A 13,983-nucleotide genomic window follows, 5' to 3' on the forward strand; every position below is an offset into this window, starting at 1 on the left:
ACACGCGCCATGCCTTCGTCCGGCAGCGCCGCCCCGCTGCCACACAAGGAAACCGAGCATGAAAGGACAGGCATATATCGTTGGTGCCTACGAGCACCCAAGCCGCGACGCCGCTGACAAAACCCTGGCCCAGCTGCATATTGAATCCGCGCTGGGCGCGCTGGCCGATGCCGGGCTGAGCCTGCAGGATGTGGACGGCTATTTCTGCGCCGGAGATGTGCCGGGCTGGGAGTCCCCCGGCTCCGGCCCGATGTCTGTCGTGGAATACCTGGGGCTGAACCTACGGCACCTGGACACCACCGAGACCTGGGGCTCGGCCTACATCAATCACGTCGCCCATGCGGTGCAGGCCATTGCCGCCGGCAAGTGCCGCGTGGCGCTCATCACCCAGGGCGGCCGGCCAAGGGCGGAAAAATTGCCCCCCGAGGCCGCCATGCGCCTGCAGCCGCAGCACGCCCCGGAAGCGCAGTTCGAACTGCCCTACGGCGCCGTGGTCACCAATGTGTATGGCATGTGCGCCGCGCGCCACATGCATGAACACGGCACGACCGCCGAACAGCTGGCCTGGATCAAGGTCGCCGCGTCCCACCACGCCAGCCACAATCCGCATGCCATGCGGCAGGAAATCGTGACCGTACAGGATGTGCTGGATTCCCCTGTCATCGCCACGCCGCTGCACCGGCTGGACTGCTGCATCATCAGCGACGGCGGCGGCGCGCTGGTGCTGGCGCACCCGGATATCGCCCGCAGCCTGAAACGCCCGCTCGTCACGCCCACTGGCGCGGGCTTCAACGTGCGCCACCTCAATGGCGGCTATTTCGACATCCTGACTTCGGGCGGCGTGCGCAGCGGCGCCGAGGCCTTTGCCCAGGCCGGCGTGCGGCCTGCGGACATCCAGTACGCCTCGCTCTACGACAGCTTTACCATCACTGTCCTGATCCAGCTGGAAAACCTGGGCTTCTGCGCCCCCGGCACCGGCGGACGCTTCGTCGCCGATGGCGGGCTGATTTCAGGTACCGGACGCCTGGCGGTCAATACGGACGGCGGCGGCCTGTGCAACAACCATCCCGGCAACCGGGGCGGCATGACGCGCCTGCTGGAAGCCGTGCGCCAGCTGCGCGGCGAAGCCCACCCGGCCGTCCAGGTGCCCGATTGCCGGCTCGCGCTCGCGCACGGCACCGGCGGGCAACTGGGCGGCCGCCACGGCAGCGCCACCATGATTCTGGAACGTGAGGACTGATCCATGAGCTCCCGCAACATCATCCCTCCCCAGCCCAACCCGGAAACGGCGGCATACTGGCAAGCAGCCAATCAGGGCAAACTGATGCTCAAGCGCTGCTGCGACACGGGCACCGCCTTTTACTACCCGCGCGACCATAGTCCCTTTACCGGCGGCGCGACCGAATGGTTCGAAGCCAGCGGCCAGGCCACGCTATACAGCTACAGCATTTTGCTGCGCAGCCCGGCGCCCTATTGCCTGGCTTATGTGCAACTGGCCGAAGGCCCCCTCATGATGAGCAACATCCTCACCGAGGATTTCAACAGCCTGAGCATTGGCCAGGCCCTGCGCCTGGACTTCCTGGACAGCGGCAACGGCCAGCAACTGCCGGTGTTCCGCCCGGCCTGAAGCCGTCCCTCGCCGCCGCAGGCCTATGTGTGAACCGCAGGCCTGTGTGAAACATTGATGCCTGCCGCCTGGGGCAAGCGTCCGCCAGACCTGGGGGCACCTTGCCCCCAGGTCTAGGCTGCCATCAACAAGACCAGCGCATGCAGGGCCAGGCCGATCAGGCCGCCGACCAGCGTGCCGCTGAAGCGGATGTATTGCAGGTCGCTGCCCACGCTGCGCTCCAGCTCCTGCACCAGTTGACGCTCGTCCCAGTTCCGTACCGTCCGGGAAATGTGCTCGGTCACGCCATCGCGCAGCCGGTCGGCCAGTTTGGCGGCATTGCTCAGGATGTGCTCGTTCAGGGCATCACGCAGCGAATCATCGTCACGCAGCCGTTCCCCGAAACCGGCCAGCGCTTTTTCCAGATGGCGGCCTATGGCCGAATCCGGCGCGGCCAGATCGGCCCGCAGCAAGGCCATGATGTCTGCCCACACGCCGTCGATATAGGCCTGCACCTGCCCATGCGCCAGCAGGCGCTGCTTCATGGCATCCACCTGCTCGGCCAGCGCCGGGTCGCTGCCCAGGCGGCGCACGTAATCCGCCACCCAGGCTTCATAGTCGCGCCGCAACGGGTGCCCAGGCTCTTCCAGCACGGCCTGCATTTCCTCCAGCAGCGCCCGCGCCAGGCGGTCGGCCAGGCGGCCGGACAGTTCGTCCACCGACGTCACCGCCCCCACCACCTTGAGCAAGGTGGGCCATTCGCGGCTGGCATAACGCACCATCATCGCAGAGATGCGCTGCTTGACGGCCTCGTCGCCGATGTAGCCGCCCAACTGACGCAGCGCTTCGTCCAGCAGTACCTGGTGACGGCCGTCGCGCGTCAGCAGATTCAAAATTTCGCTGGCGGTGCCCGCCGCATTCCAGCGCAGCAAATAGCCGCGCAGCGAATCGGTCAGCGCCGCCTTGACGGCCTTGTCATCCAGCAAGTCCAGGCCCTGCAAGGCCGTCTGGCGCAGGCCCGCCCCCAGGCGCTCACGTTGTGCCGGCTCAGCCAGCCAGGCGCCCAGGCGGGCGGCAGGGTCGAACAACTTCAGTTTTTCCAGCAGGGTTTCCGGCGCCAGGAAATGGTCACGCACAAACACGGCCAAGCTGTCGCCGATCCGTTCCTTCTTGTTCGGAATAATGGCGGTATGAGGCAAGGGCAGGCCCAGCGGGTGGCGAAACAGGGCAACCACAGCGAACCAGTCGGCCAGCGCCCCGACCGTGGCCGCTTCACAGAAGGCGCGCAACCACGCCCAGCCGCCCTGGCCGCCCATCAAGTGGCTGGTGATGAAACCCGCCAGGGTCAGCGCCAGCAAACCCAGGGCGCGCCGCTTCATGCGGCGCAGCGTACGATTCTGTTGCTCCAGCGCAGCGCTGTCTGCCATGACTGTCCGTCCGTGAAGCCCTGCATTGTCCGGCCCGCTCCGTTCCGGCCATCGACCGCAACGAGGCCTCGCCTTGGCGGGCCGTGGGCTGAAAGAAATGAATGCGAATAAGGAATACGCATAATATTAGGCTACTGCGATAGCCGATATCCGTCCTGCCCATGCCATCCACTGCCGCTGCCGTCCCGCCCGTTCCTGCCGCCGATGTCCGGCTCTGGCGCGACCCCCTGCTGCCGCATGTCGAACTGCGGCAAGCCAGCCACAGCCGCGCCTGCTATGTGCCCCACAGCCACCCCAGCTATTCCATAGGCGCAATCGACAGCGGCCATAGCCTGTTCACCGGTGCCCAGGGCGGCCGGCGGCGTACCGGCCCCGGCACCCTGGTGTACGTACCGCCAGCGCATGTCCATGCCTGCAATCCGGCCTCCCTGGAAAGCTGGAGTTATCACATGCTGCACCTGGATGCCGCCTGGGTGGAAGACCTGCGCATCGAACACGCCGCACTATCGGGCGCCTCGCTTGCGCCCCGGTACTTGGATCAGGTCATGCTGGCCACCGCGCCACCACGGTATGCGGCCTATCGCCAGCTGGCGCAAATACTGGGCACTGGCCAGCCGGCTTGCGCCAAGGATGCCGCACTCATCGAATTCGTCATGGACAGCGATACCCGGCCAGCCGCTGCCCCCTTGCCGCCGCTGGCCCGCTGCGCCCCCGGCCCGGCACTGCTGCGCGTGATGGACGCCTTGCGCGACGACCCGGCGGCCAATCCGTCGCTGGCCGGGCTGGCCGCCCTGGCCGGCATGGGCCGCTACCAGCTGATACGCGCCTTCCGCGCAGCGACGGGCATGACACCCCATGCCTACCAGCTGGATTTCCGCATCAATCAGGCGCGAGACTGGCTGCGCCAGGGCGCCAGTCTGGCCGATACGGCCTATCGGCTGGGCTTCGCGGACCAGAGCCATTTCCAGCGCATGTTCAAGGCCCGCGCCGCCATGCCGCCTGGCCGCTACCGCAGCGGCGCCTAGCGCGGCCGCCCACCGGGGCGCGGTCATACCGGCGGCTGCCGCCAGCCTCTCTCGCTGCGCCTTCCGCAGCCCCCGCCCAGGGGCGCCACGCCTGCTGGCGGCAGGGGTACGCCATATCCGCCGCAATTTCATTCAATACCTGATCCCGGACACCGGACACACTGGCGGCCATCGCCTCTGCCTGTCCTTGCCATGTCCACCTTTCTTCTGATTGCCACCGCCCATTTCTTCGCCCTCCTTGCTCCCGGCCCGGATTTCCTGCTGATCACCCGTCTCGCCGCTGGCAATGGCCTGCGCGTCGCAGCCAGCGCCTGCCTGGGCATCGCCCTCGCCAATGGCCTGTTCATCGCCATCGCATTCGCCGGGCTGGATCTGCTGAAACCGGACACAGTGTTGTTTCGCGGCCTGCAGATGGCAGGCGGCGCCTATCTGCTTTACCTGGCGCTGGCCTTGATGCGCAGCAGCAAGCCCACCTCACCCGGCGCAGAGCGCCGACTGCCCGCCCATGCGCCACGCTTGTCCTGGCCGCGCGCCCTGGGCATGGGCGGGCTATCGGCCCTGCTCAACCCGAAAAACGCATTGTTCTACGGCAGCCTGGCCTCCATGCTCGCCAGTACCCATACCCCATCGCTCTGGCTCTGGCTATGCGGCATCTGGATGTTCTGCGTCGTGCTGGCCTGGGATCTGCTGGTCGCCGCGCTCATCGGCAACCCTTGGGCGCAGCGCCACTATCATCGCTGGCTGCCAGTGGTGGAACGACTCTGCGGCCTTTTGCTCAGCTTGCTGGGCCTGCTGATGCTATGGCAGGGATTGACTCCAAAAAAATAGATTGCATATCATCAATTGATATACAATCTATTTTATGAAAACACACCCTGACTCTCTTTCAGGCGCGCAGGATTCCCCTCACGTCAATGCCAACACCACCTTTCCGTCGCTGGTCAGTTGCGTCGCACGCCAGTGGCGCCGAGCGCTGGACGCCGAGTTGCAGCCCCTGGGGCTGACCGAGGCAACCTGGCGTGCCCTGCTGCATGCGTCTCGCGCAGCCGCGCCGCTGCATCAAAAAGATCTGGCTCGCACCATGGGGCTGGACAGCTCCTCAGTGGTGCGCCTGCTCGTCACCCTGGAGCGCGACGGCCACATCGTGCGCGTCGAAGACGCCGACGACAAGCGTGCCAAGCGCATCCTGCTGACCGAATCCGGCCGGGCGCTCAGCCTGCGGGTTGAAAGCATCGCCGGCGAAGTCCGCGCCCGGCTGCTGGGCGGGCTGCCCGAAGGCGAACTCGCCCTTGCCATGACAGTCCTGCGTCAGGTATCCGCCACCCTGGCCGCCAACAACAGCGATCCCCAATCATGATGTCCGCGCCTCAGGGCCGGCCGCCATTCTGGCTGCTGGCCGTCATTACCATCGCCAGCACCATGGCGATGAATCTTTTCGTCCCGGCCCTGCCCGCCGCCGGGCTGGAACTACATGCCAGCAACGGCGCCATGCAGGCCACCATCAGCGTCTATATCCTGGGTTTGTCGGCCGGCCAGCTGGTGTACGGCCCGATAGCAGACAGTATCGGCCGCCGCCCGACACTGATGGCCGGCCTGATCCTGTACGTTGCCGGCAGCCTGCTCGCGGCCTTTGCCGGCAGCCTGTCAGGCTTGTTCGGCGCACGGCTGCTGCAGGCACTGGGCGGCTGCGCCGGCCTGGCGCTGGGGCGAGCCATCGCCCGCGATACTTCGGAAGCCCATGACGCGGTACGCCGCCTGGCGCTGCTCAATCTGATGATGATGCTGGGCCCCAGCCTGGCACCGCTGCTGGGCGGCATCATGACCAGTCACACCGGATGGCGCACCGTTTTCTACATGATGACCGTCATCGGCGCGGCCACGCTGGTGCTGTCCTGGCGCCTGCTGCCCGAAACCCTGCCCAATGCCAACCGCCAGACCTTCCACCTGGGCCAGGTCGCGCGCAACTACCGCACCCTGCTGCACTCGCGCGCCTTCGTCTATCTGTCCATCGGCGGCGGCCTGACCACCACCAGCATGCATGCCTTTATCTCCAGCGCGCCCTTCATCTTCCACGACCGGCTGGGCCGCCCGCTGCATGAAGTCGGCCTCTACCTGTGCGCGCTCATCTTCGGCATGTCGCTGGGCAATGCCGTGACCAGCCGGCTGGTCACGCGCATGGCCGCCAATCGCCTGCTGATCGGCGGCACCCTGCTGAGCCTGGCTGCCGCTGCCTCTCTGGCCGCCCAGGTTGCCATCGGCCACCTGACCGTCACCGGCATCCTGTTGAGCATGACCGCCCTGACCTGCGGCGCTGGCATCGCCAGCCCGGCCATCCTGACCAAGGCCATCAGCGTCGATGCCAAACTGATCGGTTCGGCTTCCGGGCTGTACGGCAGCACACAGATGCTGATGGGTGCCATCTGTACCGGGCTGGCAGCCGCCATCGGCAACCCGGCAGTCGGCGCTGCCGCCGTGCTGCTGGGTGCAGCGATACTGGCCCAGGTCTGCCTGCGGCGCGGGCTGCAACACCTGCCGCCCGAGGCCTGAACCCCTTGCCGCCCCGGCGCTGCCGTCAGGCGCTGGGGGTGCTGCCCCGCGCATAGCGCGCATCCAGCCACAAGGCGAAGAAATTCAGGCAGCCTATCCCTGCTCCCGTCAGGCAGACGGCCTGCCAGCCGCCATGTTGCCACGCCAGGGAACCCAGGGCGGAACCCAGCGCCGCCCCCCCGAAATAGCAGGTCATGTAGACCGCATTGATGCGCGAACGGGCCTCTGGCAACAAGCGGTAGATCACATGCTGGCTACTGATGTGTATGCCCTGCAAGGCCAGGTCTATCATCAATACCCCAGCCAGAAACCAGGCCAGGGAATCACGGCCCAGCCAGAGCATGCCCCACCCCAGCACCAACAAGACCGCGGAAGTCCGCATCGTCGTCTGGCCCCAGCCGCGATCCGCCAGGCGGCCCGCTACATTGGCCATCAGGGCGCCAGCCACGCCAGCCAGTCCAACCAGCCCGATGGCCATGTCCGACAATCCGTGCCCTGGACCGGCCAGCAGCAACGCCATCGTGGAAAACAGCACACTGACTGCGCCAAAGGAAATTCCGCCCATCAAGGCCGTGCTGCGCAGCCGTGGCAGACGCACCAGCAAGCCCCCCAGCGAACGCAGCGTCGACAGGTAACTGGTGCGCGCTGCGGTCGCCGGAGCATCGGGCAGGGAACGCCACAGTGCCAGCGCCACCAGCAGCATGGCCACGCCGCCTACGCGGTACACCAGTTGCCAGCCCCCTGCTTCCGACAGCACGCCAGCCACGCTACGCGCCAGCAGAATGCCCATCAGCAGGCCGCTCATGACCAGCCCCACCGCCCTGCCGCTGGCACCCGGCGCGGCCAGCGCAGCTGCCATAGGCACCAGCACCTGGGCGGCCACCGAAAACAGGCCCGTCAGCAAGGTCCCCACGGCCAGCCAGGCAAACGAGGCGGAAAAACCGCTGAGGAACAAGCCCGCAGCGGCCAATAGCATCATCACAACGGCCAGGCGACGCCGGGCCAGCATGTCACCCAGCGGCACCAGCAGAAACAAACCGACGCCATAGGAGACCTGGGCGATGGTCACCGTAATGGATGAGGTGGATTCCGACACACCGAAAGACCGGGCAATGGAATTGAGCAGCGGCTGATTGAAATAATTGGCCCCCGCGCACAGGCCACAGGCAATAGCCATCAACAGCAGGATACCGCTGGACAACACCGGTGTACCTCCGGCAGTTGCCGCCTGCACGGGCTGCGCGCGCAAATTTCCCTCCGACACTGCTTCTCCTTTTTGCATGGGCAAGCCGGCCTCGACGGGCCGAACGCTGCATCCGGCGCCAGGCAGCGCCATCTGCCCGGAAGCCGGGCGCGCGGCCGGATGCGCGCCCGATACTCTACTCCAGGCCCCGGCTCAACTCCACCCGGTTGCGTCCCAGATGCTTGGCACGGTACAGCGCCTGGTCTGCCGCCTTGAGCAGCAACAGATAATCCGGGTGCCCGGCATACAGGGCCACCCCTATGCTCAAAGTCATGTTCAGATGAATATCCTGCCCCAGTGGAATCCGCTCGTTTTCAGCCCGGCGCCGCAGGTTCTCGGCGACCAGCATGGCCGTTTCCGGCTCGACATCCACCAGCACGACCAGGAACTCCTCCCCGCCCAGGCGGAACAGGTAGTCGCTGCTGCGCACCGCCTGCGACATGAACAGCCCGACGTGGCGCAACGCCGCGTCGCCACCATCGTGACCGTACTCGTCGTTGATACGCTTGAAGTGGTCGATATCCACCATGAGCACCGCCAGGCCGCAGCCATTGGTACGGGCGAATTCGATCTCGCGATTCATGATCACCTGGAGATACTTCCGGTTCAGCAGCCGCGTCAGCACGTCCCGGCCAGACTCCAGGTAGCCGGCCTGCTGAAACAGGCCTTCAAGCAAAAAACCCACCGTGCGGCAATGGTCCCGGATCCGTCGCAGCACCTCCACCTGGCCGGCGTCCTTGCCTTCGCTGCTGCCGGCCATGCTGCCCAACTGGCTTGCGGCGGCATCGACCCGGTCGATTTCCGCAAGAATGGACGCCACATCCGCGCTGCCTTCGAAGGCATGAGCCGCCTTGTGCGTAAACCACAGCCCGAACTCGGACTTGCCCAGCAGGGGCAGGTTGGCGCGCGCCTGGTTCACTGCGACTTCATACATGAACTGGTTTTCCCAGCCCAGCAGCGCCGCACGCTGTTTTTCGCGCTCGGCGCCGATATCCTGGGAAATCGCAAACAGCCGGTAGGCTTCCTCCGCCCGGGAATTGCGGTCGTGCGACACAGCATAGGACTGGCACATCACTTCCATGGCCAGCGACGTCAGCTCCGCCACATAGGCCACGGCATTCGTGCGCTGCACCACATCGACATCCTGCAGGCGCGCGAAAATGGCTTCATTGAGCGCCCGCGTGCCCCGCATGACCAAATGCGTAGGAATGCCGATACGGGCATGCACGCCGCCGACACGTTTCTGGTAGGCGACAGTGCCTTCGTAATCCCCATTCAGGGCTACCGAAAATACCCCTTCCAGCCAGGCTTGCAAAGCCGGGTGCAAACGATTCTGCACCAGTTGGGCAGACAGGAAAAACGAGGCAGCGGCATCTTGCATCATCTGCTCATAGAACCGCGTCGCCAGAAATGCCTTGTGCTCCCGGACGATGCCCTGCACCAGCACCCAGATGTCTTCCCCGTAACGACCACAAATGCGGCGCCAATCGGCAACCCACTCCTCAGGCGAGGTATTTTTTCTTAACATTTCAAAACCTTGCTTCATGTATCAATATTCTGGCATGGAAGCGAACTCGGCTGGAAGATACGACCAGAAAAAAACGACCAGAAACTATCCAGAAAATGCCATGCGGAGTCAAAACATTGGGAATATCCGATGGCTGCCAATGCCAAAAGACCTCGCCCGGCATGGCTGAAACAAGGCGGAACAAGAAGCAACCGTATTTCCGTCCTCTTTTCAACAGCGCTGGCATAATTCAGCCGACCGTCCCTGGTGCCTGGACATGAACCCCGATCTCACCTCGCCTAACGCCATGCCGACCTGCTCCCGACCTGCGCTCCCTTCTGCCCGACGCGTCATGCCCGGCATGATGCTGGCCATGACCCTGGCCCTGGCCGGCCTGCTTGCCGCCTGCGAGCGCACGCCTCCGGCAGCGCCCGGCGCCGTTCCGGTACGCCTGGAGTCCGTGGGCAGCCGCGCCCCTGCTGCAGCTGTCTCTCTGCCCGGCGTCGTCGCGGCACGCACGGAAAGCCAGCTGGGCCTGCGGGTTGGCGGCCGCCTGGCCAGCCGTCCCGTCGACCGTGGCGCCACAGTCCGCCAGGGCGATATCCTTGCCACCCTGGACCCCATCCCCCTGCAACTGGCGGTACAGGCCGCCGAAGCCCAGTTGGCACAGGCGCGCAGCGCACTGGAACAGGCACGCAGCGACGTCACGCGCAACCGCCAGCTGGTGGCGCGCGGCGCCATCGCCAGGGCCGATTTCGAGCGCATGGAAACGGCAGCTGCCACCGCCGCCGCGCAATCACGGGCAGCCGCCAGCCAACTGGAGCGTGCCCGTACCGACCTGGGCGACGCCACCTTGCGCGCCCCGCATGACGGCGTGGTGACCGCCGCCTGGGCCGAACCGGGCCAGGTCATTGCCGCCGGCGCGCCGGTTGTCTCACTCGCCTATGCCGGAGAACTGGAAATCCAGGCAGACCTGCCGGAACATCTGGTCGCCAGCATCTCGCCCGGCGCCGCTGCGCAAGTGGCCCTCCTGGAACAGCCGGCGCAGAAGTTTCCTGCCAGCGTGCGAGAAGTCTCGCCCGCTGCCGACACCACCACGCGCACCTTCAGGGTACGCCTGACCGTACCAGGCCTGGACCAAGCCGCACGCCTGGGCATGAGCGCCACAGTGACCCTGCCGCGGCAGGCAACGGGTGACACTCCCGCCTGGACCTTGCCACTTTCTGCCCTGTTGCAGCAGGACGGCCAGACCGCAGTCTGGGTCCTGCCGCCGGAATCCTCCCGGCTGGAACTTCGCCCCGTCACCGTGGGCCGCCTGGGCGCCGATGACTTCACCGTCACCGCCGGCCTGGCGGCCGGTGAGCGCGTCGTGACGGCTGGCGTCCATCGCCTGGACGCTCAGCTGGAAGTCAAACCCTGGGACGGCCGCCTGCCATGAGCCATTTCAACCTGTCGGCCTGGGGGCTGCGTCACGGCGCCCTGGTGCTGTTCGCCATGCTGATGTCGCTGGTGCTGGGCGTCCAGGCCTATTTTCAGCTGGGACGCTCGGAGGACCCGGAAATGACCATCATGGTCATGACCCTGGATGTCGCGTGGCCAGGCGCCAGCACCGAGGAAATGCAACAGCAGGTGGTGGAAAAAATCCAGCGCACGCTGCAGGAAGTGCCCTACTACGACTACGTCAACAGCTATGTCCGCCCCGGCCGCGCCACTCTCTTCCTGGTCCTGAAGGACTGGGCCGGCAAGGAAGCCATTCATGAAAGCTGGTACCAGGCCAGGAAACGCGTCGGCGACATGCTTTACACCTTGCCCGAGGGCGTCATCGGCCCATTCTTCAACGACGACTTCGGCGACACCTTCGGCTCCATCTATGCTTTCCATGCCGATGGCTTCGACGACGCCACCATGAAGCAGGTGCTGCTGGCCGCGCGCGAGCACGTGCTGGCCCTGCCGGATGTCTCCAAGGCCACGCTGCTGGGCGTGCAGGACCAGCGCTTCTACCTGGAATTCAGCCACGCCCGGCTGGCGCAACTCGGCCTGTCACCGGACCAGGTGCTGGCCAGCCTGGCGCAACGCAATATCGTCATGCCTGCCGGCACGGTAGAAGGCCCGCGCGCGCGCATCGCCGCACGCGTGGACGGCGCCGTGCGCAGCATCGAGGATATCGAGAACACGCCAGTTTCCGCCAATGGCCGGACTTTCCGCCTGGGAGACATCGCAACCGTCACCCGGGGCTTCATAGACCCGCCCGAGTTCTCGATGCGCCGCGACGGCGAGCGCGTCACCGGGCTGGCGGTTTCCATGGTCGAAGGAGGCGACATCCTGAGGCTGGGACGGCAATTGCAGGAAACCATGGATGCGTTCCAGCGCCAGTTGCCCGCCGGCATCCAGATCGAGAAAATCGTCGATCAGCCCACCCTGGTGGATCACTCCATCAACGAATTCCTCGGCCACTTCCTGCTGGCACTGGCGATCGTGCTGGCGGTCAGCCTCATGGCCCTGGGGCTGCGCACCGGCATCGTCGTTGCGCTCTCGGTGCCATTGGTGCTGGGCATCACCTTCTTCATCATGTGGCGCATGGGCATACATTTGCACCGGGTATCGCTCGGCGCGCTGATCATCGCGCTGGGCCTGCTGGTCGATGACGCCATCATCGCCGTGGAGATGATGCTGGTGAAAATGGAACAAGGCTGGGACCGCTTCCGCGCCGCTTCCTTTGCCTGGACGTCCACGGCCTTCCCGATGCTGACCGGCACCCTGATTACTGTCGCCGGTTTCGTCCCGGTCGGTTTCGCACGCTCTTCGACCAGCGAATTCACGCAATCCATCTTCTGGGTGGTCGGCATTTCGCTGATCGTATCGTGGCTTGTGGCCGTCCTCTTCACGCCCTACCTGGGCGCCAAGCTGCTGCCCGACATGCCGGCGCACAGCGGCCAATCCAAGCCGGAAAGCCCCGCGCGCCAGCGCATGCGCCGCTGGTTCGCATCCCACATAGACTGGTGCGTGGCGCATCGCAAGACCGTGCTAATCACCACCACCCTGGCATTCTTTGCCTCGGTTGCCGCATTCACCCTGGTGCCCAAGCAATTCTTCCCGGATTCACCGCGCGAGGAAATCCTGATCGACGTTCACCTGGAAGAAGGCGCCAGCTACGCCGCCACGCTGTCCGAAACCCTGGCCGTCGAGCAAATGCTGCGCGACGATGCACGCGTCGGCCATTACACCGCCTATGTCGGCGGCGGCGCCCCGCGCTTCTACCTGGCGCTGGAACCGGAATTGCCCAAGCTGAACTACGCCCAGCTGATCGTCTACCCGAAAGATATCCGCGATACGCCTACGCTGGCCCGTGAACTGCGCGAACAGTTGCGCGAACGCTTCGCCCATATCCGTACCCGCGTCTACCTGCTGGAACTCGGACCGCCCGTCGGCTACCCGGTGCAGTTCCGCGTGCGCGGCGCCGACCCCGACACCGTGCGCGGCATCGCCTACCAGGTACGCGACATCATGCGCGGGCATCCGCATATCCGCGATGTCAACCTGCAGTGGAATGAACGGACCAAGGCCGTCCGCCTGGTGGTCGACCAGGACCGGGCCCAGGCGCTGGGCCTGAGTACCCAGGCCATTGCCCAGACGCTACAGACCATGTTGAGCGGCCATACCGTCACCCAGGTGCGCGAAGGCGACGAACTGATAGACGTGGTGGCCCGTGCCGTGCCGGACGAACGCCTGGACGCCGCCAGGCTGGACGAAATCAGCCTGCGCAGCGCCAGCGGCGCCGTCGTGCCGCTGGGCCAGGTGGCCCGCCTGCAGCCGGAACTGGAAGAAGGCGGCCTGTGGCTGCGTGACCGCCTGCCAACGCTCTCGGTCCGGGCAGACGTGGCCGACGCCCAGGCACCCGATGTCTCGGCCGAAATCGAACCCATGCTGGCGGAACTGCGCGCCAGCCTGCCCGTGGGCTACACCATAGACACTGGCGGCTCATTCGAGGAAAGCGCCAAGGCCAACGGCGCCATCGCGCTGGTGATACCGCTGATGTTGCTGCTCTGGGCGATGTTCCTCATGATCCAGCTGCAAAGCTTCAGCCGCATGTTCATGGTGCTGCTCACTGCGCCGCTGGGCATGATGGGGGTCAGCCTGGGCCTGCTGATCACGCAAGTCCCCTTCGGCTTCGTCGCCACCCTGGGCGTCATTGCCCTGGCCGGCATGGTCATGCGCAATGCCGTGATCCTGGTCGACCAGATCGACCGCGACATCGCGCAAGGAGATCCCCGCTGGGAAGCCATCATCCATGCCACCATGCGCCGCACCCGCCCGGTCGTCCTGACTGCGCTGGCGGCCATCCTGGCCATGATCCCACTGACGCTTTCTGTTCTCTGGCGGCCCATGGCGATTTCCATCATGGGCGGCCTGGCGGTAGCCACGGTGCTCACGCTGTTCGTCGTGCCGGCACTCTATGCCGCCTGGTTTCACGTGCGACGCGATGAACCGGCCGCGCCCGCCAGCGGCACGCCCTCTGCCCCGGATACATCAACCCCGCATTGAGCCCTGCTTCCCGCACCCGCCTGCCCGCGCCACTTTTCCGGCGCAGGCAGGCGGCGTCCGGCCATGCCTGGCGCACCCAACAGCAG

At 65.8% G+C, this 13,983-nt stretch carries 11 protein-coding genes; 8 read left to right on the forward strand and 3 right to left on the reverse strand.

The genetic code is table 11. The features are described from left to right. The first annotated feature begins 58 nt into the window (after positions 1–58). On the forward strand, positions 59–1,240 hold the full coding sequence (locus EV679_RS11575; protein ID WP_130487289.1) for a thiolase domain-containing protein: 1,182 nt from the start codon (positions 59–61) through the stop codon (positions 1,238–1,240). Positions 1,241–1,243: 3 nt separating this feature from the next. Further along, complete coding sequence (locus EV679_RS11580; protein WP_068374868.1) at positions 1,244–1,627, forward strand: Zn-ribbon domain-containing OB-fold protein; 384 nt, start codon at positions 1,244–1,246, stop codon at positions 1,625–1,627. Between the two features lie 113 nt (positions 1,628–1,740). Here EV679_RS11580 and EV679_RS11585 read toward each other — a convergent pair whose 3' ends face one another. Next, positions 1,741–3,033 (reverse strand): DUF445 domain-containing protein, encoded by a 1,293-nt coding sequence (locus EV679_RS11585; RefSeq protein WP_130487290.1) that lies wholly within the window; start codon positions 3,031–3,033, stop codon positions 1,741–1,743. A gap of 161 nt (positions 3,034–3,194) precedes the next feature. On the opposite strand from EV679_RS11585, the gene EV679_RS11590 reads away from it, so the two are divergent. The 4 genes from EV679_RS11590 to EV679_RS11605 all read left to right on the forward strand — a co-directional run bounded on the left by EV679_RS11590 (position 3,195) and on the right by EV679_RS11605 (position 6,605). After that, the gene (locus tag EV679_RS11590) at positions 3,195–4,058 is read left to right on the forward strand and encodes a helix-turn-helix transcriptional regulator (protein WP_130487291.1); all 864 of its coding nucleotides are present in this window, start codon (positions 3,195–3,197) and stop codon (positions 4,056–4,058) included. Positions 4,059–4,250: 192 nt separating this feature from the next. After that, positions 4,251–4,886, forward strand: a complete 636-nt coding sequence (locus EV679_RS11595; protein ID WP_130487292.1) for a LysE family translocator — start codon at positions 4,251–4,253, stop codon at positions 4,884–4,886. A 34-nt stretch (positions 4,887–4,920) separates the two neighbouring features. Next, positions 4,921–5,415: a MarR family winged helix-turn-helix transcriptional regulator gene (locus EV679_RS11600; protein ID WP_130487293.1), complete on the forward strand. Its 495-nt coding sequence runs from the start codon at positions 4,921–4,923 to the stop codon at positions 5,413–5,415. Continuing rightward, on the forward strand, positions 5,412–6,605 hold the full coding sequence (locus tag EV679_RS11605) for a multidrug effflux MFS transporter (protein WP_130487294.1): 1,194 nt from the start codon (positions 5,412–5,414) through the stop codon (positions 6,603–6,605). The genes EV679_RS11600 and EV679_RS11605 overlap by 4 nt, the downstream gene beginning before the upstream one ends. 25 nt (positions 6,606–6,630) lie before the next feature. On the opposite strand, the gene EV679_RS11610 is transcribed toward EV679_RS11605, so the two are convergent. Together EV679_RS11610 and EV679_RS11615 are read right to left on the reverse strand one after the other, a co-directional pair. Next, the gene (locus tag EV679_RS11610; RefSeq protein WP_415777775.1) at positions 6,631–7,839 is read right to left on the reverse strand and encodes an MFS transporter; all 1,209 of its coding nucleotides are present in this window, start codon (positions 7,837–7,839) and stop codon (positions 6,631–6,633) included. A gap of 145 nt (positions 7,840–7,984) precedes the next feature. Then, positions 7,985–9,394: a diguanylate cyclase gene (locus EV679_RS11615; RefSeq protein ID WP_130487296.1), complete on the reverse strand. Its 1,410-nt coding sequence runs from the start codon at positions 9,392–9,394 to the stop codon at positions 7,985–7,987. A gap of 238 nt (positions 9,395–9,632) precedes the next feature. Here EV679_RS11615 and EV679_RS11620 point away from each other — a divergent pair, with 238 nt between their 5' ends. Together EV679_RS11620 and EV679_RS11625 are read left to right on the forward strand one after the other, a co-directional pair. Beyond that, the gene (locus tag EV679_RS11620) at positions 9,633–10,793 is read left to right on the forward strand and encodes an efflux RND transporter periplasmic adaptor subunit (RefSeq protein ID WP_130487297.1); all 1,161 of its coding nucleotides are present in this window, start codon (positions 9,633–9,635) and stop codon (positions 10,791–10,793) included. After that, a complete protein-coding gene (locus EV679_RS11625; RefSeq protein ID WP_130487298.1) occupies positions 10,790–13,897 on the forward strand; it encodes an efflux RND transporter permease subunit in 3,108 nt (1,035 codons plus the stop codon). Before EV679_RS11620 ends, EV679_RS11625 begins: the two co-directional genes overlap by 4 nt. The last annotated feature ends 86 nt before the right edge of the window (positions 13,898–13,983 follow it).

Origin of the sequence: Kerstersia gyiorum (assembly GCF_004216755.1) — a bacterium.
GTDB lineage: Bacteria > Pseudomonadota > Gammaproteobacteria > Burkholderiales > Burkholderiaceae_B > Kerstersia > Kerstersia gyiorum.

Bases quoted from the DNA above. Each gene is read 5' to 3' on its own strand.
- EV679_RS11575 (WP_130487289.1), top strand. From the start codon at position 59: ATGAAAGGACAGGCATATATCGTTGGTGCCTACGAGCACCCAAGCCGC.
- EV679_RS11580 (WP_068374868.1), top strand. From the start codon at position 1,244: ATGAGCTCCCGCAACATCATCCCTCCCCAGCCCAACCCGGAAACGGCG.
- EV679_RS11585 (WP_130487290.1), bottom strand. From the start codon at position 3,033: ATGGCAGACAGCGCTGCGCTGGAGCAACAGAATCGTACGCTGCGCCGC.
- EV679_RS11590 (WP_130487291.1), top strand. From the start codon at position 3,195: ATGCCATCCACTGCCGCTGCCGTCCCGCCCGTTCCTGCCGCCGATGTC.
- EV679_RS11595 (WP_130487292.1), top strand. From the start codon at position 4,251: ATGTCCACCTTTCTTCTGATTGCCACCGCCCATTTCTTCGCCCTCCTT.
- EV679_RS11600 (WP_130487293.1), top strand. From the start codon at position 4,921: ATGAAAACACACCCTGACTCTCTTTCAGGCGCGCAGGATTCCCCTCAC.
- EV679_RS11605 (WP_130487294.1), top strand. From the start codon at position 5,412: ATGATGTCCGCGCCTCAGGGCCGGCCGCCATTCTGGCTGCTGGCCGTC.
- EV679_RS11615 (WP_130487296.1), bottom strand. From the start codon at position 9,394: ATGAAGCAAGGTTTTGAAATGTTAAGAAAAAATACCTCGCCTGAGGAG.
- EV679_RS11620 (WP_130487297.1), top strand. From the start codon at position 9,633: ATGAACCCCGATCTCACCTCGCCTAACGCCATGCCGACCTGCTCCCGA.
- EV679_RS11625 (WP_130487298.1), top strand. From the start codon at position 10,790: ATGAGCCATTTCAACCTGTCGGCCTGGGGGCTGCGTCACGGCGCCCTG.